Below are 20,348 nucleotides of genomic sequence, written 5' to 3' on the forward strand. Positions count from 1 at the left end.
GGGCCCTTCTCCTTCTCTTAGCGTTTCGCCTTCAGGCCTCCGCTGAGCGCAATGCCCAGCGGTAGCCAAAACAGCGGCCAGCTTTCGCGAGGGTTGCTGATGATAAACATGCCCTGCGAAGCCATAAAAATCAGCGCATAGATAAAAATCGCCAGCCCGTAGCGGCCATCCTGCTGGTTACGCCATGCCTGCCATAACCCTCCGGCAATCACCGCCAGCAGCAGCGCCAGGCCGATTATGCCGCCTTTCAGCAGTGCGCCAAGATAGACGCTGTGGGTGGTGGTGATATGCTCGCCGCTGTAGTTGGTAAAGTTGAGCTCGTAGTCAAAGCCACGACCCAGCCACGGCTGGCTGGCCACTTCCTGGAGCGTATGGCGCCAGATACTGAGGCGCAAACCGCTTTGGGTGCCCAGCTCTTCAAAGCGCGCCAGCAGCAGGTCTCCCGTTGGCGTGAAGAAGAAAAGCGCGCCCAGAACCAACGCTAGCGCGGCGACAATCAGAACATTACGCCGGGTAAATACGTGCAGGTGCAGGGTGCAAACAAACGCCGCCAGCAGGGCGATAATCGGGCCGCGGCTTTGAGTCAGAAACAGCATCACCAGCATGATCGCCATCGGCACATACAGGAGATGGCTGCCTTTCTCCTTCAGCAGCATGGCGCAAATAAGGATACCGATACCGCAATAACCCGCGAGGTCGATAACGTTAGTCGGGCCGGGATTACCCGGTGATACCAGGCGCTCTTTAAGGACCAGGGTGAAATCGATCGCCATCGTCCAGATGGAGAGCACCGTGATCCCGGCAACGACGCTCAGCAGCGCCAGATGTCGGGTTCGGGGGTCGCCCAGCAGGGTAGTTAGCAGCAGGAGATAAAAAAATAAATAGGCGCCGTGCGTCAGCGGCGAGTCGATATGCTGCGGCGTCTGCCCCCAAATGTTGCTCAGGGCATAGTAAACGCAGAATACCACCAGCAGGATATAAACCAGCCACCGCTGGCGGATGCTTTCCGCTAGCGCCTGACGGTTATCGTGGTTAAGCAGTGAAAGCAAAAACAGCAAAATAGATAAATGAAGAAGGTTGTTTGTCCGGGTTGATACGCAAAAAACGGCGCTAAAAAACAGAAATAAAGTGAAGAAAACGGTGTAGCCCTGTCTGGCGTAACTACTTATTTTTAAAGTACTCATCAAAAGAAACCTTTGCGAAAATCGTTTCCGGAACCGCGCTTTCTAAAGAGAAGTTAACGACCCGAATATGGTTTTGTTGCAGCACGTTGGCAGCGTGCGAAAAGGACGGCATGACCAGGTCATCCACCTTATTTGCCAGCCAGGAGGGGAGTTTATCCTGTTCCGTTTCGTAGAAGCGCGGCTGGTTGAAATTACTCATATCCAGACCACTTATCAGAATGGTTTTAAATCCCAGCCACATCAGAATTTGCAGGGCCCAGTAGACCACGGTTCCGGCGTCGAAAATTCCCTGGCGGATATCGGTGCTAAAGCAAATATCCTGCCGCTGCGGGTGAAAGCGTAACGCCGCAACGCCTTTCCATACCTGCGGTATCGCGCTTTTGGCGACTTTGGGCTGATAAATTTTATAACAGGCGTCTTCAATTAATGCCAAACGACAGCGCAGTTCCGCGCCGTGACGGTCGAGGATTTTGGCGATACCGTGCATGGTGGTGAAGAGCACGAGATCGGGTTGGCTAATCACCGAACGAATCACGTCCGGCTTTTTATCGTAAAACTCCATATCGACAATGGTATAGAGCGAAAATTTAATTTTATCAGAGAGATGCCAGGCGCCATTCACCCCCATCACCGGAACGCTTTTCGGCAGCCGCGTAAAATCAATGCGGCGCGTCGAGGGACCGGTGGCGGTCAGCAGCACCTCGCCCTCGGCGCTATCCTTCAGTTCGCTGAGATTAACCAGCGGCACCGTTTTCCCTTTGTATTTCAGGGTGCGGATTTCACCGCTCGCCGCACGCGTGATGTGGGTAAACGGCCAGAGATTTTCGTTATGGCGAAAGGCGCGTCGATGCGTGTAGCGATAGATCTGCTTAAATAATGAACCCATTAAGCCAGTTCCTGAGATTTCAACAGTTGCAGAATCCGGGAGGCGGGAATATCCCCCGTGCTGCTGCCGCTTTCCGGGCGCACCACGTACTGATTTTTACCGTAGCCGCCAATTAGCCCCGGATCGGTCGGGCCGTACAGCGTGAAGTTCGGTTTATCGAGCGCGGCGGTGAGATGGCTCAGGCCGGTGTCGACGGAAACCACCCCGCGCGCGCCTGCCAGTACCCCAGCTACCTGCTCCAGGCTCATCCGCGGCAGGACGTCGACAAAATCGTGCCCCTCCGCCAGGCGCCTGGCCCGCGCTTCTTCATGGGGCGCGCCCCACGGCAGTTTGATGCGTACGCCGCTGTCGGCAAGCAGGGCGATAAGCGCCCGCCAGTTCTCTTCCGGCCAGTGCTTATCATCGCGCGTCGTGGCGTGGAGGAACACCAGATACGCCGCGGCGGACGCGTCATTCTGGCGCAAAAAATGACGGGCGATCGCGTAGTCGCCCTGGGTTTCCGGTTTCGCGTAGCCGAGGCTTTTCGCGAACAGTTCGCGGGTGCGCTCAACGGCGTGCTGCTGTTTAGCAATATGGTGGCGACGGTTGTAAAACAGGCTCGCCAGCGGCTCGCGGGCGGTTTGCCAGTCCATACCGTGCTTCACGCCGCGGGCCAGCCGGGTGACCAGCGCGGCGCTCTTCACCAGCCCTTGGGCATCGATGATCGCGTCGTACTTTTCCGCCCGTACGGCGTCGCGGAAAGCCTTGCGCTCGGTTTTGATCGGCGCGGAAAACCACGCCTTGCGCCAGCGGCGAATCGCCACCGGGATGACCCGGTCAACGGTCTCATGCCAGGAGGGGATCTGTGCGAAGCCTTCTTCAACTACCCAATCGAAACGAATGCCGGGAAAGGCCAGCGCGGCGTCGCTCAGCGCAGGCAGCGTGTGCAGCACGTCGCCCATGGACGAGGTTTTTACGATCAGTACCCGCATCCGCTAGTCTTCCTCTTGTTCCGTTTTTTCCAGCAACAGGTCGTTTAATTCTTCCAGTACGCGCTGCGGCGTAATGTCGATCAAACTCTGATGATAGCCTTCGGCGGCATCGCCTTTACGCACTTTGTGGTAGCCGCTGATCAGGCGGATCACGCGCGCTTTATGCGACAGCGGGGGAGTAAAGTCCGGGCTGCTGGGCCCGTAGAGCGCCACCAGCGGACGGTCCAGCGCGGCGGCGACGTGCATCAGGCCGGAATCGTTGCTGACCACCGCTTTACAGGCGGCGATCAGAATAACGGCCTGCTCAAGCTGGGTTTCCCCGGCCAGATTGCGGCACCATGCCTGCTGTTCGGTATTAAGCGCGGCGAGGATTTCATTGCCCGCTTCGTGGTCTTTCGCGGAGCCAAACAGCACGATCTGAAAGCCTTCGTCGATCAGCTGTTTCGCCAGCTCGGCGTAGTGATAGTGCGGCCAGCGTTTTGCCGGGCCGAACTCAGCGCCGGGGCAGAAGCCGATGATCGGGCGCTCGGTTGAGAGATTAAACGCGCTACAGGCCTGCGATTTTTCGCCTTCATGCACCTGCAACTGTGGCCAGAGCAGCGGCTGAGGCAGATCTTTCGCGCAGCGCATCACGCCTTTGTCGTAGGCCAGACCGACGTAGCGTTCGACCATCAGCGGCCAGGCGTCTTTATCCAGCTTGCGGGCATCGTTCAGCAGGCCGTAGCGCATCTCGCCGAGCCAGCCGGTGCGATGCGGTATTCCCGCAAAGAACGGCACGAGGGCCGATTTAAACGAGTTAGGCAGAACGTAAGCGCGGTCGTAGCGACGCTCGCGCAGGCTGTGCCCAAGCTTACGCCGTTCGCCGATTTCCAGCGCGCCGTGACCGAGCGGCATCGGGATTGCTTCGTTGACTTCCGGCATGCGCGAGAGCAGCGGACGGCACCATGCGGGCGCCATCACGTCGATGATCGCCTGGGGATAGCGCGCCCTGAGCGTACGATAAAGACTTTGCGACATCATCATGTCGCCCACCCAAGACGGGCCAATCACCAGTATTTTCATGCTTGCTTCTTACGCGTCGCGGTTCAGCCAGGCCATATATTCCGTTACGCCTTCGGCAACGGTCTTAAACGGTTTATCGTAGCCCGCTGCGCGCAGGTTTGTCAGATCCGCCTGGGTAAACGCCTGATAGCGGCCTTTCAGCTTATCCGGGAACGGAATGTACTCGATGCTGCCTTTCTTGTGGTAAGCCAGCGTTGCGTCTGCGACGGCCTGGAAAGACTCCGCGCGGCCGGTGCCGAGGTTGAAGATACCGGAAACGCCGTTTTCCCAGAACCACAGGTTCACCGCCGCGACGTCGCCGACGTAGACGAAGTCGCGCTTGAAGCCATCGCTGCCTTCAAACAATTTCGGACTTTCGCCATTATTCAGCTGAGTATTCAGATGGAAAGCGACGCTGGCCATGCTGCCTTTATGGCCTTCGCGCGGCCCGTAGACGTTGAAATAGCGGAAGCCGACGATCTGCGAGTTCGCTTCCGGCAGGATCTGACGGACGTATTCATCAAACAGAAACTTGGAGTAGCCGTAAACGTTGAGCGGCTGCTCGTATTCGCGGGATTCAATAAAGTCGCTGGTGCGGCCGCCGTAGGTCGCCGCGGAAGAGGCGTACAGGAACGGAATTTCACGCTCCAGGCAGTAGTGAAGCACCTCTTTAGAGTACTGATAGTTGTTATCCATCATGTACTTGCCGTCCCACTCCGTGGTGGAAGAGCAGGCGCCTTCATGGAAAATAGCGTCGATATCGCCGAACTCTTCGCCCGCCATAATCTGGATCAGAAAGTCTTCTTTATCCATGTAGTCGGCAATGTTCAAATCCACCAGATTGATGAATTTGGTGCCGTCTTTCAGATTATCTACGACCAGAATGTCGGTAATGCCCTGGTCATTCAGCGCTTTAACGATATTGCTGCCGATAAAGCCTGCGCCGCCGGTAACGATGATCATAACTGTAACCTTTGAAGTGGGTAGTCCAGAGACAATCCGGACATGAATACTCCTATCATATCACTACATCGAAAAGGCTTCAGCCATTCGCCGATAAGGTGGAGAGGGACTCGTGATTTATGCTGCAAATAATTCATGCAGTAATGCATCATCTCGTATCAGCGTATAGCTTTAGGTAATATGTGCCAAATTTTGCCGAATCTGGAGAGTTGCAATGCGTGGTGATTTCTACAAACAGTTAACCAATGACCTGGATACCGCGCGCGCGGAAGGGTTGTTTAAAGAAGAACGGATTATTACTTCGGCGCAGCAGGCGGATATCACCGTCGGCGGAAGCCAGGTGATTAACTTCTGCGCCAATAACTATCTCGGCCTCGCGAACCACCCGGAACTGATTGCCGCCGCGAAAAGCGGCATGGATAGCCACGGCTTCGGTATGGCCTCCGTGCGTTTTATCTGCGGGACCCAGGACAGCCATAAAGCGCTTGAGAAGAAGCTGGCCGATTTTCTCGGTATGGAAGATGCGATTCTCTACTCCTCCTGCTTTGATGCTAACGGCGGCCTGTTTGAAACCCTGCTCGGCGCGGAAGATGCGATTATCTCCGATGCCCTGAACCACGCGTCGATCATCGACGGCGTGCGCCTGTGTAAAGCGAAGCGCTTCCGCTACGCCAACAACGATATGGTGGAGCTGGAAGCCCGTCTGAAAGAGGCGCGCGACGCCGGCGCGCGTCACGTGCTGATCGCCACCGACGGCGTGTTCTCAATGGACGGGGTGATCGCCAACCTGAAGGGCGTTTGCGATCTGGCGGACAAATACGACGCGCTGGTGATGGTTGATGATTCTCACGCCGTGGGTTTTGTGGGTGAAAACGGCCGCGGTTCCCATGAGTACTGCGACGTGATGGGCCGCGTCGATATTATCACCGGTACGTTGGGTAAAGCGCTGGGCGGCGCGTCAGGCGGCTATACCGCCGCGCGTAAAGAAGTTGTCGAGTGGCTGCGCCAGCGCTCGCGTCCGTATCTGTTCTCCAACTCGCTGGCGCCGGCGATCGTCGCGGCTTCCATCAAAGTGCTGGAAATGGTGGAAGCGGGCAGCGAACTGCGCGATCGCCTGTGGTCTAACGCCCGTCTGTTCCGTGAAAAAATGACCGCGGCAGGGTTTATCCTCGCGGGCGCCGATCACGCCATTATCCCGGTGATGCTCGGTGAGGCCACCGTGGCGCAGGAATTTGCGCGCGAGCTGCAAAAAGAAGGGATTTACGTCACTGGATTCTTCTATCCGGTGGTACCAAAAGGCCAGGCGCGTATTCGTACCCAGATGTCTGCGGCGCATACCCCTGAACAAATTGAACGTGCGGTGGAAGCCTTTACCCGCATCGGTAAACAACTGGGCGTCATTGCCTGAGGGTGTGAGATGAAAGCGTTATCCAAACTGAAGGCGGAAGAAGGCATCTGGATGACCGACGTGCCGGAACCGGAAGTCGGCCATAACGATTTGCTGATTAAAATTCGCAAGACCGCGATTTGCGGTACCGACGTGCACATCTACAACTGGGATGAGTGGTCGCAAAAGACCATTCCGGTGCCGATGGTGGTGGGCCATGAATACGTCGGCGAAGTGGTGGGCATCGGTCAGGAGGTTCGCGGCTTTAAGCTTGGCGATCGCGTTTCCGGCGAAGGGCATATCACCTGCGGCCACTGCCGTAACTGTCGCGCCGGGCGTACGCACCTGTGCCGCAATACCACGGGCGTCGGCGTCAACCGTCCGGGCTGCTTTGCCGAATATCTGGTGATCCCGGCGTTTAACGCTTTTAAAATTCCGGACAATATCTCCGACGATCTGGCGTCGATTTTCGACCCGTTTGGCAACGCCGTGCATACCGCGCTTTCATTCGATCTCGTCGGCGAGGACGTGCTGGTTTCCGGCGCTGGCCCGATCGGCGTGATGGCCGCCGCGGTAGCGAAACACGTTGGTGCGCGCAACGTCGTGATTACCGACGTTAATGAATATCGTCTGGAGCTGGCGCGCAAAATGGGCGTCACCCGGGCGGTAAACGTTTCTAAAGAGAACCTTAACGATGTGATGGCCGAACTGGGCATGACCGAAGGTTTCGACGTGGGTCTGGAGATGTCCGGCGCGCCGCCGGCGTTTCGCACCATGCTCGATACCATGAACCACGGCGGGCGCATCGCCATGCTGGGGATTCCGCCGTCGGATATGTCTATCGACTGGACCAAGGTGATTTTCAAGGGGCTGTTTATCAAAGGGATTTATGGTCGCGAAATGTTCGAAACCTGGTACAAGATGGCCGCGCTCATTCAGTCCGGTCTCGATCTGTCGCCGATCATCACTCACCGCTTTGGTATCGATGATTTCCAGCAGGGCTTTGACGCGATGCGTTCCGGTCAGTCTGGCAAAGTCATTCTCAGCTGGGATTAATTCCCGCTAGTTTGCATTTTAAAAAAGCGCCTGCGGGCGCTTTTTTGAGAGTTGTCCTACATTTTTGTAATACTTAATCCACTCCGCACTTTTTCTAAATCGCTTTCTCGCCTATTCGTTTATACAGTCAGTTTAACCATGGTTTAACCCTACAAAGATTATGATTAAACTTTCTGTATGCTTATTGACCTGTAATTCATCCCGCTTATTACGGGAGGTATTACCACCTTTGCTTAAGGTGGCCGATGAATTTATCGTCATCGACTCAGGCAGCACGGACGCCACGCTGCAGATTTGCCAACAGTTCGGTCTCACCGTTCACTATCATGCTTATACCACTCACGGCACGCAGATGAACTACGCGACCTCCCTCGCCAGCCACGACTGGGTGCTGTGTATGGACAGCGATGAGATCCTTGATGACGAGGTGGCGGCGGCTATTCTGGCGCTGAAGGCGGGGGATGAGCCCGATCCAACCTGCGCATGGCGTCTGCCGCGCCACTGGTTCGTGCTGGGTGAAGAGGTGCGAACTATTTATCCGGTATCCTCGCCAGATTTCCCGGTTCGTTTGTATAACCGTTCTATCGCCCGGTTCAACGAGCGTCCGGTAGACGATCAGGTTGTCGGTTTTACGCACTCGGCCAGGCTACCGGGATTCGTGCGCCACGACACCTTCTACTCCCTGCATGAAGTGTTTAACAAGCTCAATAGCTACACCACACGGCTGGTTAAATATCAGAAGATCAGGCCGTCTCTTGCACGCGGAGCGATCAGCGCGATTGGCGCTTTCTTTAAGTGGTATCTGTTTAGCGGAGCGTGGCGAAAGGGCAAGGTCGGCGTGGTCACCGGGCTTTACGCGACCTTTTACAGCTTTCTTAAATACTTTAAAGCCTGGTATGCCCATCAGGACAAGGCGGAATCCGCGGCGGATAAGCACACGGATTCCCGGACGATTTAGTTGGTGGGCTGATCCCAGCCCTGCCACTTCAGCTGATAATACTGCAGCAGCGTACTCTGGGCGATGCTTTCGCTCAGAATGGTAAAGAAGCGGCTGGCGTTGACCGGCTCCGGCGGACGCTTAGATTTGCACTGCTTCACGCCCCGGAATGGATTGCGCGGCGGCTTAACCGGCGGCGCGGCATTCGGCGTGGAGGTATCCACCTGCGGCTCGTTGAGCAGGCTGCTCGGACGCACCAGAGTGATATCCGGCGGCAGGTTATACACCATCTGCTGCAGCACGCGCACCGTCGTCGGGTGCGGGTGGCCGATAGCAATGGCGGAACCGTTGCGCCGCGCCAAAGCGATAGCGCGGTTGAACTGATAGCGGATATCCGCTTCGTTTTGGGTATCGTCGAGGAAAACCTTACGCTTAATCACCTTCACGCCGGTGCCCTGCGCCGCGCGCATGGCCTGGGTATTGCCGATGGTGACGCTATCGAGGAAGTAGAGATTGTAGCGCTCGAGCGCCTGCATCACCTTCTGCATGCCGAAGAGGTTCGACGTCATCGCGCTGCCCATATGGTTATTCAGCCCCACGGCGTACGGAACCTTACCGTAGGCTTCGCGGATGATGCGCTCTATCTCGCTGCTGTTCATATCCGGACGGAGGGTATCTTTTTCCAGCGGCTGTTTGCTGAGCGGCGCCATCGGCAGGTGGATGAGCACCTCGTGGCCGAGATTATGCGCTTTGGTCGCCATTTCGCGGGCGTGGGGCGCATTAGGGAGTACGGCAACGGAGATCGTCGCCGGCAGCGCCAGCACCTGATTTTCCGTTTGTGGACGATAGCCAAAGTCGTCGATAACAATGGAGAGTTTGCCGGCAAATACCGGCGACACCATAACCAGCGTACCGGTTATGGCGAGTGCGATTCTGCGAAATTGAAGCAAAACTTATCTTCCCAACCACGGCTGTGGATTGACCGCCTGACCCTGGCGGCGAATTTCGAAATAGAGCGACGGACGGCCCTGACCGCCGCTGCTGCCTACGAGAGCGATCGGCTGGCCCGCCCGGACCTGAGTGCCGACGCTGACCAGCGCGCTTTGGTTATAGCCGTAAAGACTCATGTCGCCTTTGCCGTGTTCAACGACCACCACCAGGCCATAGCCCTGCAGCCAGTCGGCGAGAATAACCCGACCATCGGCAACGGCTTTGACCTCGGTGCCTTCAGACGCAGCGATAACCATCCCTTTCCAACGTAGCTCACCCTGCAGCTGTTCGCCATAACGATGGAGAATTGAGCCGCGAACCGGCCAGAATGCCTGGCCGCGCGGTGAGCCAAGCCCGCCGGTGCGGGACATCAGCGAGCGTTCGCTTTCGGTAGGTTTGTAGGTGGTGCCTTTACGCGAGGCTTCCTGCTGGCGATCGCGCACATCCTGCGCTTCGCGGGCTTCGCGATCCGCCCGCGCTTTGGCCGCCGCCGCCGCCTGGGCGATACGACCGCGCAGGCGCGATTCGTTAGCCCGCATTTCGCTGAGCTGTTGCTGACCTTGCTGAATGGAGGATTCCAGGCTGGCGAGGGTCTTTTTACGCTCGTTGCGCGCCTGCTCCAGCTTGCTCTGCTGGGCGCGCTGTTCGTAAACCAGGGTTTGCTGCTGGCTCTGTTTCTCTTCCAGCATGCTTTTTTGCACCGCTACGTCTTCGCGGGTCTTCTTAAGCTCGGCAATGGTTTCCTGGCGCGCCTGGTTCAGATAGCCGAAATAGGCCTGCATGCGCTGGTTACGCTGCCCCTCTTCGCCGCTAAGGATCATCTGGATGCCGGTATGCGGCCCCTGACGAAACGCGGCATCGAGCTGCGCGGAAAGATTACGCTCCTGCGAGGCGCGCTGACGCTCCAGCTTCGCAAGGGCGGCGTTCATTTCATCGATCTGCTTATTTAGCTGATTCAGCGTTTCCTGGGTTTCACGCAGCTTGCGCGCGGCGGCGGAGATGGCCTCCTCCTGCGCTTTAAGCTGCGCGACCAGGGAAGCGCGCTGCTGCTGCTGCTGCTTAATCGCCCTCTGTTTAGCGGCGATATCGGCCTGAATGGATTTAAGCTGGTCGCGGTCGTCGGCGTGAGCAGATGCGGCGCACAGCAATACGCCAGCGCTAAGCGCGCTGGCGTAAAGGACGGATCGAACTGCCGTTGCGATCCATGTAGTTGAATAAGTCGCCTTTCCCCTCATGGGGAAGGATTATTCCACGATGAACAGCGGCTTGCCAGTCATCTCTTGCGGGATTTCCATTCCCATCAGCGTCAGCATGGTCGGCGCGATGTCGGAAAGTTTGCCGCCGTTAACCGCTTTGACGTTTTTATCGCCAACGTAAATCAGCGGAACCGGCAGGTTGGTGTGCGCGGTGTGTGCCTGACCGGTGCCCGGGTCGCGCATCTGCTCGGCGTTGCCGTGGTCTGCGGTGATCAGCAGCTGTCCGCCAACGGATTCAACGGCTTTGCTAACCTGGTCGATGCAGTGATCCAGCGCTTCCACCGCTTTAACGGCGGCTTCCATCACCCCGGTATGACCAACCATATCGCCGTTCGGGTAGTTACAGATAATGGTGTCGAACTGACCGCCCTTGATGGCGGCAACCAGTTTTTCGGTCAGCTCGGCGGAGCTCATTTCCGGCTGCAGATCGTAGGTCGCGACCTTCGGCGAGTTGATCAGAATGCGCTCTTCGCCTTTGAACGGCTCTTCAACGCCGCCGTTGAAGAAGAAGGTGACGTGAGCGTATTTTTCGGTTTCGGAGATGCGCAGCTGGGTTTTGTCGTTCTTCGCCATCCATTCGCCGAAAGTATTGGTCAGAGACGCCGGCGGATAAGCACAGGCGACTTTAATGTCGGCGGCGTATTCGGTCAGCATGATGAAATCGAGATTCACCACTTTCTTACGGGCGAAGCCGTCGAAATCGGCGTTAACGAAGGCGCGGGTAATTTCGCGGGCGCGGTCGGCGCGGAAGTTCATGAAAATCAGCGCATCGCCGTCTTCCATCGCCGCATCGGCCTGGCCTGCGGCGCGAATAACGGTCGCTTTCACAAACTCATCGTTCTCATCGCGCGCATAAGCGGCCTGCAGGCCCGCAACGGCGGTATCGGCCTGGAACTCGCCTTTTGCCAGGGTCATCAGATCGTAAGCCTGCTCAACGCGATCCCAACGGTTGTCGCGGTCCATGGCGTAGTAGCGGCCAATGATCGAGGCGACGCGGCCTTTGCCCAGCGCGGCAAATTTGTCTTCGAATTTCGCCAGCGTTTTTTCAGCGCTGCGCGGCGGGGTATCGCGGCCGTCAAGGAAGGCGTGCAGATAAATTTTATCCGCGCCGCGCTCGGCTGCCAGTTCAACCATCGCCATGATGTGGTCTTCGTGGCTGTGGACGCCGCCCGGCGACATCAGGCCCATGATATGCACGGCTTTGCCCGCGGCGACGGCTTTATCGACCGCGCCGGTCAGTACCGGGTTGGCGAAGAAGGTGCGTTCTTTGATTTCAACGTCCAGGCGGGTCAGATCCTGGTACACGATGCGGCCCGCGCCGAGGTTGACGTGGCCCACTTCAGAGTTGCCCATTTGACGATCCGGCAGACCGACTTCCAGGCCTGAAGCATCGATCAGAGTGTGCGGACGTTTCGCCCACAGTGCGTCCATAACAGGGGTTTTGGCGCTATAAATAGCGTTATCCTGCTGGTCTTCACGGTAGCCATAGCCATCCAGAATCACCAGTACCATAGGTTTTTTAGAAACCGACATTGCGACAACCTCATGCTCAAAGACAGAAAATTTGCGTAATTTTACTACAGCTGAATCGATCAAATCACCGTAAAAGATCAAAGAAAGAGGGCGGCCAGAGCGCATCGCTGCGGCGAGAGCGGTTTTTTTTCGTGACGGGCCGCAGAAAATACATTACATCGCGCTCACTGGCTGTATTTGCCGCAATGCACAGGTATACTCCTTCCCTGGTTTTTTTATCACTTAGTCGGGAGTTGTAACCCCCCATGCAAGAAATTATGCAATTCATCAGCCGTCACCCCGTCCTGAGCATCGCGTGGGTCGCGCTGCTGGTGGCGGTGCTGTTCACCACCTTTAAAGGGCTGATGTCGAAAGTTAAAGTCATTACCCGTGGTGAAGCGACGCGCCTGATCAACAAAGAAGATGCCGTGGTTGTCGACCTGCGTCAGCGTGACGATTTCCGTAAAGGCCACATTGCGGGTTCTATTAACCTGCTGCCGAGCGATATCAAAGCAAATAACGTCGGCGAGTTGGAAAAGCACAAAGCACAACCCATTATAGTAGTAGACGGCTCAGGTATGCAGGCGCAAGAACCCGCCAGCGCGCTGAACAAAGCCGGCTTTGAAAAGGTCTTCGTACTGAAAGAGGGCATCGCTGGCTGGAGCGGCGAGAACCTTCCGCTGGTACGCGGTAAATAATTTACCCGCGTCTTTATGGCGTAGCGCGGTTTCCCCTGCGGCGGCTATTCGCCAGCGGGAAAACAGCGACTGCGGCGTGAAACTCTCGGGGGTAAAAACAGGAGTGAAGTCATGGCCAATATTGATATCTATACCAAAGCGACCTGCCCGTTCTGCGTACGTGCAAAAGCGCTGCTGAACAGCAAGGGCGTGACGTTCAACGAGTTGCCTATCGATGGCGATGCTGCGAAGCGTGAAGAGATGATTCAGCGCAGCGGTCGGACGACGGTTCCGCAGATTTTTATTGATGCGCAGCACATTGGCGGCTGTGACGACTTGTATGCGCTTGATTCACGTGGTGGACTCGATCCCCTCCTGCGCTAATTTTTGCGCTCATCCCCATTGGACGGGCGTACTTAAGGACAACACGAAAGGGTTTTACTATGTCAGAACAAAATAGCACCGAAATGACTTTCCAGATTCAGCGCATCTACACCAAAGATATCTCTTTTGAAGCGCCGAACGCGCCGCAAGTTTTCCAGAAAGATTGGCAGCCGGAAGTTAAACTTGATCTGGATACGGCTTCCAGCCAGCTGGCTGAAGGCGTGTATGAAGTGGTGCTGCGCGTAACCGTAACCGCCTCTCTGGGCGAAGAAACCGCATTCCTGTGTGAAGTACAGCAGGGCGGCATTTTCTCCATCGAAGGCATCGACGGTACCCAGATGGCGCACTGCCTCGGCGCATACTGCCCGAACATTCTGTTCCCGTACGCGCGCGAGTGCATCACCAGCCTGGTTTCTCGCGGTACCTTCCCGCAACTGAACCTTGCGCCAGTGAACTTCGATGCGCTGTTTATGAACTATCTGCAGCAGCAGGCTGGCGAAGGTGCTGAACAACATCAGGATGCCTGATGAACGCGCTTAACGCTGCAATGACTGTGATCGGTGCCGGCTCTTACGGCACCGCTCTTGCCATCACCCTGGCAAGAAATGGCCACGAGGTTGTCCTCTGGGGCCATGACCCGAAACATATCGCGACGCTGCAGAACGATCGCTGCAACGCTGCGTTCCTTCCCGATGTTCCATTCCCGGATACGCTGCACCTTGAGAGCGACCTGGCAACGGCGCTTGCCGCCAGCCGCGATATTCTCGTGGTGGTGCCCAGTCACGTCTTCGGGCAGGTTCTGCGCCAGATTAAGCCGCTGATGCGCCCCGACGCGCGTCTGGTATGGGCGACAAAAGGTCTGGAAGCCGAAACCGGACGCCTGCTGCAGGACGTGGCGCGTGAAGCGCTGGGCGAGGCTATTCCGCTGGCGGTGATTTCCGGCCCAACCTTCGCCAAAGAGCTGGCGGCAGGCCTGCCGACCGCGATCTCGCTGGCGTCTACGGACCCGCAGTTCGCTGACGATTTGCAAAGCCTGCTGCACTGCGGCAAGAGCTTCCGCGTCTATATCAACCCGGACTTTATCGGCGTGCAGCTCGGCGGCGCGGTGAAAAACGTCATCGCTATTGGCGCTGGCATGTCTGACGGCATCGGCTTTGGCGCCAACGCGCGTACCGCGCTGATTACCCGCGGGCTGGTTGAGATGTCCCGCCTCGGGGAGGCGCTGGGTGCCGATCCGGAGACCTTTATGGGGATGGCGGGCTTAGGCGATCTGGTACTGACCTGCACCGATAACCAGTCGCGTAACCGCCGCTTCGGCATGATGCTCGGTCAGGGCATGGACGTGCAAAGCGCGCAGGAGAAGATTGGCCAGGTGGTTGAAGGCTACCGCAATACCAAAGAGGTTCGCGTTCTCGCGCAGCGTTTAGGCGTCGAAATGCCAATAACCGAGGAAATTTATCAGGTATTGTATTGCGGAAAAATTGCGCGCGAGGCAGCATTGACCTTATTAGGTCGTGCACGCAAGGACGAGCGTAGCAACTAACTGCGATGGAACCTGGATCACCTGAATGACCCGGCCAGCAAAGAACTGGCCGGTCATTATTATATCGTCTGGAGTCAGCAATGCCGTGTGAAGAACTGGATATCGTCTGGAATAATATTAAAGCTGAAGCTCGGGCTTTAGCTGACTGTGAGCCAATGCTCGCCAGTTTTTACCACGCCACGCTACTCAAGCACGAAAATCTCGGCAGCGCCCTGAGCTATATGCTGGCTAACAAGCTCGCCTCTCCGATCATGCCCGCCATCGCGATTCGTGAAGTGGTGGAAGAGGCCTACGCCGCCGACCCGGAAATGATCGCCTCCGCCGCCTGCGATATTCAGGCGGTGCGTACCCGCGACCCGGCGGTGGACAAATATTCGACGCCGCTGCTCTATCTGAAAGGGTTCCACGCGCTGCAGGCCTATCGTATCGGCCACTGGCTGTGGAATCAGGGGCGTCGGGCGCTGGCAATCTTCCTGCAGAATCAAGTGTCCGTATCGTTCCAGGTGGATATCCACCCGGCGGCGAAGATTGGTCGCGGGATCATGCTGGACCACGCCACCGGCATTGTGGTCGGCGAAACGGCGGTGATTGAAGACGATGTGTCGATTCTGCAATCCGTGACCCTTGGCGGTACCGGTAAAACCAGCGGCGATCGTCATCCGAAAATTCGCGAAGGCGTGATGATTGGCGCCGGGGCGAAGATCCTCGGCAATATCGAAGTCGGACGCGGGGCTAAAATCGGCGCGGGTTCGGTGGTGCTACAGCCGGTGCCGCCGCATACCACCGCCGCAGGCGTTCCCGCCCGCATCGTGGGTAAGCCGGAGAGCGATAAGCCCGCGATGGATATGGATCAGCACTTTAACGGCATACACCATACCTTCGAGTACGGCGACGGTATCTGATTGATTTCCCGGAGGCGATGCTGCGCATCTATCCGGGCTACAAAACCGAGCGCTGTCTGGTAGCCCGGACAGGCGCTACGCGCCGCCTCCGGGAGAAAGCTAGCATTTAGCCCGGATAAGGCGCCGCGCGCCGCCATCCGGGAAGAGCGCAGGCTAGCTGCGCAGTACCGCGCCGGGATATCCCAGCTGGCGCCAGGCTTCATACACCACCACCGACACCGCGTTCGACAGGTTCATGCTGCGGCTGTCCGGCATCATTGGAATACGAATTTTTTGCTCTGGCGGCAGGGCATCGAGAATGCAGGCTGGCAGGCCGCGGGTTTCCGGGCCAAACAGCAGAAAATCGCCATCCTGATAGCTCACCGCGCTATGCGCCGGGGTACCTTTGGTGGTCAGGGCGAACAGACGCTGCGGCTTTGCGCTTTCAATAAAAGCGGCGTAATCACGATGGCGCTGGACGGCGGCGAACTCATGGTAATCCAGCCCGGCGCGGCGAAGACGCTTGTCGTCCCAGGCAAAACCCATGGGTTCGATAATATGCAGATTGAAGCCGGTGTTAGCGCACAGGCGGATGATATTCCCGGTATTTGGCGGGATTTCTGGTTCGAATAAGACGATGTTCAGCATACTGCCCCCTTAATTGCGGGGGGCAGAATAGCAGATATTTGGTCAACCCTCACCCCGCCTGCCGGACGGTTCCCTCTCCTTGGGGAAGAGGGGTCACTGCCGGGTTTCCTGCTGCGATCGTATCAAAGGTCCGTAGCGCATCGGCGTTCTGGACTAAAGATTCACGGCTGATTTCGCCGATGGTTTTCGCGCCGGTCAGCGTCATCGCCACCTTCATCTCTTTCTCGATCAGGTTCAGCAGATTGGCGACCCCCTGCTTGCCGTGGGTGGCGAGCGCATACAGATAAGCGCGGCCCAGCAGCACGCTGTCGGCGCCGAGGGCGATCATGCGTACGACATCGAGACCGTTGCGGATGCCGCTATCGGCGAGGATGGTAATGTCGCCTTTAACCGCATCGGCAATCGCGGGCAGGGCGCGGGCGGAAGAGAGCACGCCATCAAGCTGGCGGCCGCCGTGGTTGGAAACCACGATCCCGTCAGCGCCGAAGCGCACCGCGTCGCGGGCGTCTTCCGGATCGAGGATCCCCTTGATCACCATCGGGCCATCCCAGAAATCGCGGATCCACTCAAGGTCTTTCCAGGAAATCGATGGATCGAAGTTATTCGCCAGCCAGCCGATGTAATCTTCCAGGCCGGTCGGTTTGCCGAGGTAGGCGGAGATATTGCCCAAATCGTGCGGCCGACCGTTTAATCCGACGTCCCATGCCCACTGCGGATGGGTCACCGCCTGCCAGTAGCGGCGCATTGCCGCATTCGGGCCGCTCATCCCGGAGTGAGCGTCGCGATAGCGCGCGCCGGGGGTCGGCATATCGACGGTAAAGACCAGCGTTGAACAGCCCGCCGCCTTCGCCCGCTCCAGCGCATTGCGCATAAAACCGCGGTCGCGCAGGACGTACAGCTGGAACCACATCGGGCGCTTAATGGTCGGGGCGACCTCTTCAATCGGGCAGACGGAAACGGTAGAGAGGGTGAATGGAATGCCTTTCTCATCCGCCGCGCCTGCCGCCTGCACTTCACCGCGGCGCGCGTACATTCCGCACAGCCCAACCGGCGCCAGCGCCGTCGGCATCGCCAGCTTCTCGTTGAATAAGGTGGTTTCCAGGCTCAGGTCTGACATATTGCGCAGAATACGCTGGCGGAGCGCGACGTCGGAGAGGTCTTCAACGTTGCGACGCAGGGTGTGCTCGGCGTAAGCGCCGCCGTCGATATAGTGGAACAGGAACGGTGGCAGGATACGCTGTGCGGCGGCGCGGTAGTCGCTGGCGGCGGAAATAATCATCACAAGTTCTCCCTGGTATTTTCGTTATGGTCACCGGGCAGGCGGGTAATTCGCGCCTGGCGGGCCTGGTCTTCATCAAAACGTTTGATCGTGGCGTGAACGAAGGCCAAATGGGCCATCATCGCCTGTCTGGCACCTTCCGGGTCACCGGCGATAATCGCCTCCATGACCGCCTGGTGCTGTTCGGTCAGGCGAGCGAATACCGGCGGGACGAGATACATCCGCTGGCGGCTCTCCTTGACTGAGGACTGTAAGAGGTCGAAAAAACCGCGCATGGTTTGCAGCAGCACTACGTTGTGCGAGGCTTCGGCAATCGCCAGGTGGAAGCGGACGTCGGCCTGCGAAGCCAGGTCAGGGTCTTCGCTTTGAGTGGCTTCAAAGCAGAGGCGGATTTTCTCTTTTTCGGCATCGGTTGCCCGCATCGCCGCATGCCAGGCGGTACTGGCTTCAATGGCGTGACGGGCTTCAAGGATATCAAAACTGTAATCGGGGTCGTCGGAGAGCAGCGTCTTCAGCGGCTGGACGATGTTTTGCTCCGACCACGCTTCATGCTGCCAGCGCACGAAGGTGCCGCCGCCGCGACGGCTGAGCAGCACGCCTTCGTTGACTAACATCGCCAGCGCTTCGCGCAGCGAATTGCGCGATACGCCCAGCTGCGCCGCCAGCTGACGTTCGGCGGGCAATCGCATGCCCGCCTCCAGCTTTTGTTCTTCAATCAGCGCCCGCACGCGACGGGCTACATCGTCGGCAAGGCGTTTTGGCATCACTATCACGGGATCATCCAGGTTAAGACGTAGGCCTGCAGGGTAGTGATCACGCCGACCATGCAGGTGAAAATCAGACTATGTTTCACGGTAAAGCGGAACAGGTCCGACTCTTTCCCCACCAGACCGACCGCCGCACAGGCGATGGCGATAGACTGCGGGGAGATCATTTTCCCGGTCACGCCGCCGGTGGTGTTGGCGGCGACCAGCAGGATATCGGAGACGCCAATCTGCTGGGCCGCCGTCGCCTGCAGCGCGGCAAACAGCGCGTTCGACGAGGTATCCGAACCGGTCAGGAATACCCCCAGCCAGCCGAGGAACGGCGAGAAGAAGGTAAACGCGTGCCCGGTATGCGCCAGCGCAAGGGCCAGCGTTGAGGAGAGACCGGAATAGTTAGAAATAAAGGCGAACGCCAGCACCATGCCGATGGAGTAAATCGGCAGCGCCAGTTCTTTCAGCGTGCTGCCGAAGGTTGAGATCGCGTCCTTCGGCTTCATGCGCAGCCAGACGATGGAAAGCAGCGCGGCGAACAGGATGGCGGTGCCGGTGGCGGAGAGCCAGTCAAACTTATAGACCGCGGCGTAAGGCGTCGCTTCGTTGACCACCGGCGGCATGCGGGCCACCATTTTGTCGAGGAACGGCACGGAAATATTAATCACAAAATCGTACATCGCACCGCCCGGGGCGAACAGCGCTTTGAACGGCGGCACGCTCCACAGGGTCACGGTTGCGGTCAGAAACAGGAACGGCGACCAGGCGCGAATCACCTGTCCCGGCGTGTAGCGGGTGCGCGCCAGGTTCATATCGACCTGCGATGCGCCCATATCGCCGAAGCGGAAGATGCGAACCGGCTGCCAGCGTTTGAGGAACAGCGTCAGGCAGACCAGCGATACCAGTGAAGAGATAATGTCCGGCAGCTCCGGGCCGAGGAAGTTTGAGCTGAGATACTGAGCAATCGCAAAGGAGCCGCCGGCGACCATGACCGCGGGCCAGGTCTCTTTAATGCCGCGCCAGCCGTCCATAATTGCCATGATCCAGAACAGCACGATGATGGTCAGGAACGGCAGCTGGCGGCCAACCATCTGGCCGATTTCGAAGCTGTCGAGGCCCGTCACCTGTCCGGCGACCAGAATGGGAATGCCCATCGCGCCAAACGCGACCGGCGCGGTGTTGACGATCAGGCACAGACCCGCCGCATACAGCGGGTTAAAGCCGAGACCCCCCAGCAGCGCCGCGGTAATGGCGACCGGCGCGCCAAAACCCGCAGCCCCTTCGAGGAACGCGCCGAAGGAGAAACCGACGATCAGCATTTGCAGACGCTGGTCCGGGGTAATCGACAAAATCGATGAGCGGATAATGTCGAACTGCCCGGTTTTCACCGAGATTTTATAGACGAAGACCGCGGCGATAATAATCCACGCGATTGGCCACAGGCCGTAGAAGAAGCCGTAGACGACGGAGGCCAGCGCGTGGTCGACCGGCATTTTGTAGAACAGCAGGGCGACGGAGAGCGCAATGACCACGGTCCAGGTCGCGGCGACGTACCCTTTCAGCTTGAGCTTAATCAGGGCAAAGAAGAAAAACAGAATCGGTAGCGATGCGATAAGACTCGATAGCCAGATATTGCCGGCCGGATCGTAATTTTGTTGCCAGAGGTTCATGCAGGTCTCCATCGGGCCGTCATGATGGCGTGCTGAGTCTTACGCTCTTAGCAGGTCACATCATTTGTAAAATTGGCCCAGCCAAATTGCGATTGTAGGATTAACGACAACGAATGGTTAATCAAATGTTATTGATGAGCAATATGTCTGTGACGAAAAATGATGGATATGTGAACCATTGGGCGATTTAAGAAATAATTGGTAGGGCCAATTAGCGGGAATATGGCGTTTGAAACAGAGCCTGTCCCGGAGGCGATGCTGGCGCATCTGTCCGGGCTACCGGCCCGCAGGCGGCGGTGAACCCGTAGCCCGGGCAAGGCGCGTCAAG

General features: G+C 57.7%; 20 protein-coding genes. 8 read left to right on the forward strand and 12 right to left on the reverse strand.

Features of this window, described 5'->3' with window-relative positions:
• Nucleotides 1–17: 17 nt before the first annotated feature.
• Genes ACE3MN_RS00705 through rfaD form a run of 5 tightly spaced genes read right to left on the reverse strand, consistent with a single transcriptional unit; the run spans nt 18 to nt 5,045 of the window.
• Nucleotides 18–1,184, reverse strand: a complete 1,167-nt coding sequence (locus tag ACE3MN_RS00705) for an O-antigen ligase (protein WP_049086966.1) — start codon at nt 1,182–1,184, stop codon at nt 18–20.
• On the reverse strand, nt 1,162–2,070 hold the full coding sequence (locus ACE3MN_RS00710) for a hypothetical protein (RefSeq protein WP_004137736.1): 909 nt from the start codon (nt 2,068–2,070) through the stop codon (nt 1,162–1,164). The genes ACE3MN_RS00705 and ACE3MN_RS00710 overlap by 23 nt, the downstream gene beginning before the upstream one ends.
• On the reverse strand, nt 2,070–3,041 hold the full coding sequence (gene rfaC / locus ACE3MN_RS00715; RefSeq protein ID WP_049086967.1) for a lipopolysaccharide heptosyltransferase RfaC: 972 nt from the start codon (nt 3,039–3,041) through the stop codon (nt 2,070–2,072). Before rfaC ends, ACE3MN_RS00710 begins: the two co-directional genes overlap by 1 nt.
• A gap of 3 nt (nt 3,042–3,044) precedes the next feature.
• On the reverse strand, nt 3,045–4,103 hold the full coding sequence (gene rfaF / locus ACE3MN_RS00720; RefSeq protein ID WP_004137738.1) for an ADP-heptose--LPS heptosyltransferase RfaF: 1,059 nt from the start codon (nt 4,101–4,103) through the stop codon (nt 3,045–3,047).
• Nucleotides 4,104–4,112: 9 nt separating this feature from the next.
• Nucleotides 4,113–5,045 carry an ADP-glyceromanno-heptose 6-epimerase gene (gene rfaD / locus ACE3MN_RS00725; RefSeq protein ID WP_024359722.1) on the reverse strand — a complete coding sequence of 311 codons (933 nt, stop codon included), beginning with the start codon at nt 5,043–5,045 and terminating at the stop codon, nt 4,113–4,115.
• Between the two features lie 214 nt (nt 5,046–5,259).
• Between rfaD and kbl the strand changes: the two genes are divergently transcribed.
• The 3 genes from kbl to ACE3MN_RS00740 all read left to right on the forward strand — a co-directional run bounded on the left by kbl (nt 5,260) and on the right by ACE3MN_RS00740 (nt 8,446).
• Nucleotides 5,260–6,453, forward strand: coding sequence for a glycine C-acetyltransferase (gene kbl, locus ACE3MN_RS00730; RefSeq protein WP_024359723.1), 1,194 nt, complete (start codon nt 5,260–5,262; stop codon nt 6,451–6,453).
• Between the two features lie 9 nt (nt 6,454–6,462).
• Complete coding sequence (gene tdh / locus ACE3MN_RS00735; protein WP_004126597.1) at nt 6,463–7,488, forward strand: L-threonine 3-dehydrogenase; 1,026 nt, start codon at nt 6,463–6,465, stop codon at nt 7,486–7,488.
• Nucleotides 7,489–7,648: 160 nt separating this feature from the next.
• Nucleotides 7,649–8,446 (forward strand): glycosyltransferase family 2 protein, encoded by a 798-nt coding sequence (locus tag ACE3MN_RS00740; RefSeq protein WP_024359724.1) that lies wholly within the window; start codon nt 7,649–7,651, stop codon nt 8,444–8,446.
• Here the strand turns inward: ACE3MN_RS00740 and ACE3MN_RS00745 are convergent.
• Genes ACE3MN_RS00745 through gpmM form a run of 3 tightly spaced genes read right to left on the reverse strand, consistent with a single transcriptional unit; the run spans nt 8,443 to nt 12,204 of the window.
• The gene (locus ACE3MN_RS00745; RefSeq protein ID WP_024359725.1) at nt 8,443–9,375 is read right to left on the reverse strand and encodes a divergent polysaccharide deacetylase family protein; all 933 of its coding nucleotides are present in this window, start codon (nt 9,373–9,375) and stop codon (nt 8,443–8,445) included. The genes ACE3MN_RS00740 and ACE3MN_RS00745 overlap by 4 nt on opposite strands.
• 3 nt (nt 9,376–9,378) lie before the next feature.
• Nucleotides 9,379–10,650, reverse strand: coding sequence for a murein hydrolase activator EnvC (gene envC / locus ACE3MN_RS00750; protein ID WP_049086978.1), 1,272 nt, complete (start codon nt 10,648–10,650; stop codon nt 9,379–9,381).
• A 9-nt stretch (nt 10,651–10,659) separates the two neighbouring features.
• Nucleotides 10,660–12,204 (reverse strand): 2,3-bisphosphoglycerate-independent phosphoglycerate mutase, encoded by a 1,545-nt coding sequence (gpmM, locus tag ACE3MN_RS00755; protein WP_375364228.1) that lies wholly within the window; start codon nt 12,202–12,204, stop codon nt 10,660–10,662.
• 245 nt (nt 12,205–12,449) lie between these two features.
• On the opposite strand from gpmM, the gene ACE3MN_RS00760 reads away from it, so the two are divergent.
• From ACE3MN_RS00760 to cysE, 5 genes are all read left to right on the forward strand, one after another.
• On the forward strand, nt 12,450–12,881 hold the full coding sequence (locus ACE3MN_RS00760) for a rhodanese-like domain-containing protein (protein ID WP_004126582.1): 432 nt from the start codon (nt 12,450–12,452) through the stop codon (nt 12,879–12,881).
• 111 nt (nt 12,882–12,992) lie between these two features.
• Entirely contained in the window at nt 12,993–13,244 is a 252-nt protein-coding gene (gene grxC / locus ACE3MN_RS00765) for a glutaredoxin 3 (RefSeq protein ID WP_004106850.1), read from the forward strand.
• Nucleotides 13,245–13,303: 59 nt separating this feature from the next.
• A complete protein-coding gene (gene secB, locus ACE3MN_RS00770; RefSeq protein WP_004106849.1) occupies nt 13,304–13,771 on the forward strand; it encodes a protein-export chaperone SecB in 468 nt (155 codons plus the stop codon).
• A complete protein-coding gene (gpsA, locus tag ACE3MN_RS00775) occupies nt 13,771–14,787 on the forward strand; it encodes an NAD(P)H-dependent glycerol-3-phosphate dehydrogenase (protein WP_024359728.1) in 1,017 nt (338 codons plus the stop codon). Before secB ends, gpsA begins: the two co-directional genes overlap by 1 nt.
• Before the next feature lie 80 nt (nt 14,788–14,867).
• Entirely contained in the window at nt 14,868–15,689 is an 822-nt protein-coding gene (gene cysE / locus ACE3MN_RS00780; RefSeq protein ID WP_004106845.1) for a serine O-acetyltransferase, read from the forward strand.
• A 153-nt stretch (nt 15,690–15,842) separates the two neighbouring features.
• On the opposite strand, the gene trmL is transcribed toward cysE, so the two are convergent.
• The 4 genes from trmL to lldP are packed head-to-tail and all read right to left on the reverse strand — an operon-like array spanning nt 15,843 to nt 20,020.
• Complete coding sequence (gene trmL, locus ACE3MN_RS00785) at nt 15,843–16,316, reverse strand: tRNA (uridine(34)/cytosine(34)/5-carboxymethylaminomethyluridine(34)-2'-O)-methyltransferase TrmL (protein WP_004137752.1); 474 nt, start codon at nt 16,314–16,316, stop codon at nt 15,843–15,845.
• A 49-nt stretch (nt 16,317–16,365) separates the two neighbouring features.
• Nucleotides 16,366–17,595: an FMN-dependent L-lactate dehydrogenase LldD gene (lldD, locus tag ACE3MN_RS00790; protein ID WP_024359729.1), complete on the reverse strand. Its 1,230-nt coding sequence runs from the start codon at nt 17,593–17,595 to the stop codon at nt 16,366–16,368.
• Entirely contained in the window at nt 17,595–18,368 is a 774-nt protein-coding gene (gene lldR / locus ACE3MN_RS00795; RefSeq protein ID WP_004137755.1) for a transcriptional regulator LldR, read from the reverse strand. Before lldR ends, lldD begins: the two co-directional genes overlap by 1 nt.
• Entirely contained in the window at nt 18,365–20,020 is a 1,656-nt protein-coding gene (gene lldP, locus ACE3MN_RS00800; RefSeq protein WP_375364230.1) for an L-lactate permease, read from the reverse strand. Before lldP ends, lldR begins: the two co-directional genes overlap by 4 nt.
• Nucleotides 20,021–20,348: the final 328 nt, after the last annotated feature.

The sequence above is a fragment of the Klebsiella grimontii genome, assembly GCF_042137965.1.
GTDB lineage: Bacteria > Pseudomonadota > Gammaproteobacteria > Enterobacterales > Enterobacteriaceae > Klebsiella > Klebsiella grimontii.

Excerpts from the sequence above, each read along its gene's own strand:
- ACE3MN_RS00705 (WP_049086966.1), bottom strand. The coding sequence starts at position 1,184 with ATGAGTACTTTAAAAATAAGTAGTTACGCCAGACAGGGCTACACCGTT.
- ACE3MN_RS00710 (WP_004137736.1), bottom strand. The coding sequence starts at position 2,070 with ATGGGTTCATTATTTAAGCAGATCTATCGCTACACGCATCGACGCGCC.
- rfaC (WP_049086967.1), bottom strand. The coding sequence starts at position 3,041 with ATGCGGGTACTGATCGTAAAAACCTCGTCCATGGGCGACGTGCTGCAC.
- rfaF (WP_004137738.1), bottom strand. The coding sequence starts at position 4,103 with ATGAAAATACTGGTGATTGGCCCGTCTTGGGTGGGCGACATGATGATG.
- rfaD (WP_024359722.1), bottom strand. The coding sequence starts at position 5,045 with ATGATCATCGTTACCGGCGGCGCAGGCTTTATCGGCAGCAATATCGTT.
- kbl (WP_024359723.1), top strand. The coding sequence starts at position 5,260 with ATGCGTGGTGATTTCTACAAACAGTTAACCAATGACCTGGATACCGCG.
- tdh (WP_004126597.1), top strand. The coding sequence starts at position 6,463 with ATGAAAGCGTTATCCAAACTGAAGGCGGAAGAAGGCATCTGGATGACC.
- ACE3MN_RS00740 (WP_024359724.1), top strand. The coding sequence starts at position 7,649 with ATGATTAAACTTTCTGTATGCTTATTGACCTGTAATTCATCCCGCTTA.
- envC (WP_049086978.1), bottom strand. The coding sequence starts at position 10,650 with ATGAGGGGAAAGGCGACTTATTCAACTACATGGATCGCAACGGCAGTT.
- gpmM (WP_375364228.1), bottom strand. The coding sequence starts at position 12,204 with ATGTCGGTTTCTAAAAAACCTATGGTACTGGTGATTCTGGATGGCTAT.
- ACE3MN_RS00760 (WP_004126582.1), top strand. The coding sequence starts at position 12,450 with ATGCAAGAAATTATGCAATTCATCAGCCGTCACCCCGTCCTGAGCATC.
- grxC (WP_004106850.1), top strand. The coding sequence starts at position 12,993 with ATGGCCAATATTGATATCTATACCAAAGCGACCTGCCCGTTCTGCGTA.
- secB (WP_004106849.1), top strand. The coding sequence starts at position 13,304 with ATGTCAGAACAAAATAGCACCGAAATGACTTTCCAGATTCAGCGCATC.
- gpsA (WP_024359728.1), top strand. The coding sequence starts at position 13,771 with ATGAACGCGCTTAACGCTGCAATGACTGTGATCGGTGCCGGCTCTTAC.
- cysE (WP_004106845.1), top strand. The coding sequence starts at position 14,868 with ATGCCGTGTGAAGAACTGGATATCGTCTGGAATAATATTAAAGCTGAA.
- trmL (WP_004137752.1), bottom strand. The coding sequence starts at position 16,316 with ATGCTGAACATCGTCTTATTCGAACCAGAAATCCCGCCAAATACCGGG.
- lldD (WP_024359729.1), bottom strand. The coding sequence starts at position 17,595 with ATGATTATTTCCGCCGCCAGCGACTACCGCGCCGCCGCACAGCGTATC.
- lldP (WP_375364230.1), bottom strand. The coding sequence starts at position 20,020 with ATGAACCTCTGGCAACAAAATTACGATCCGGCCGGCAATATCTGGCTA.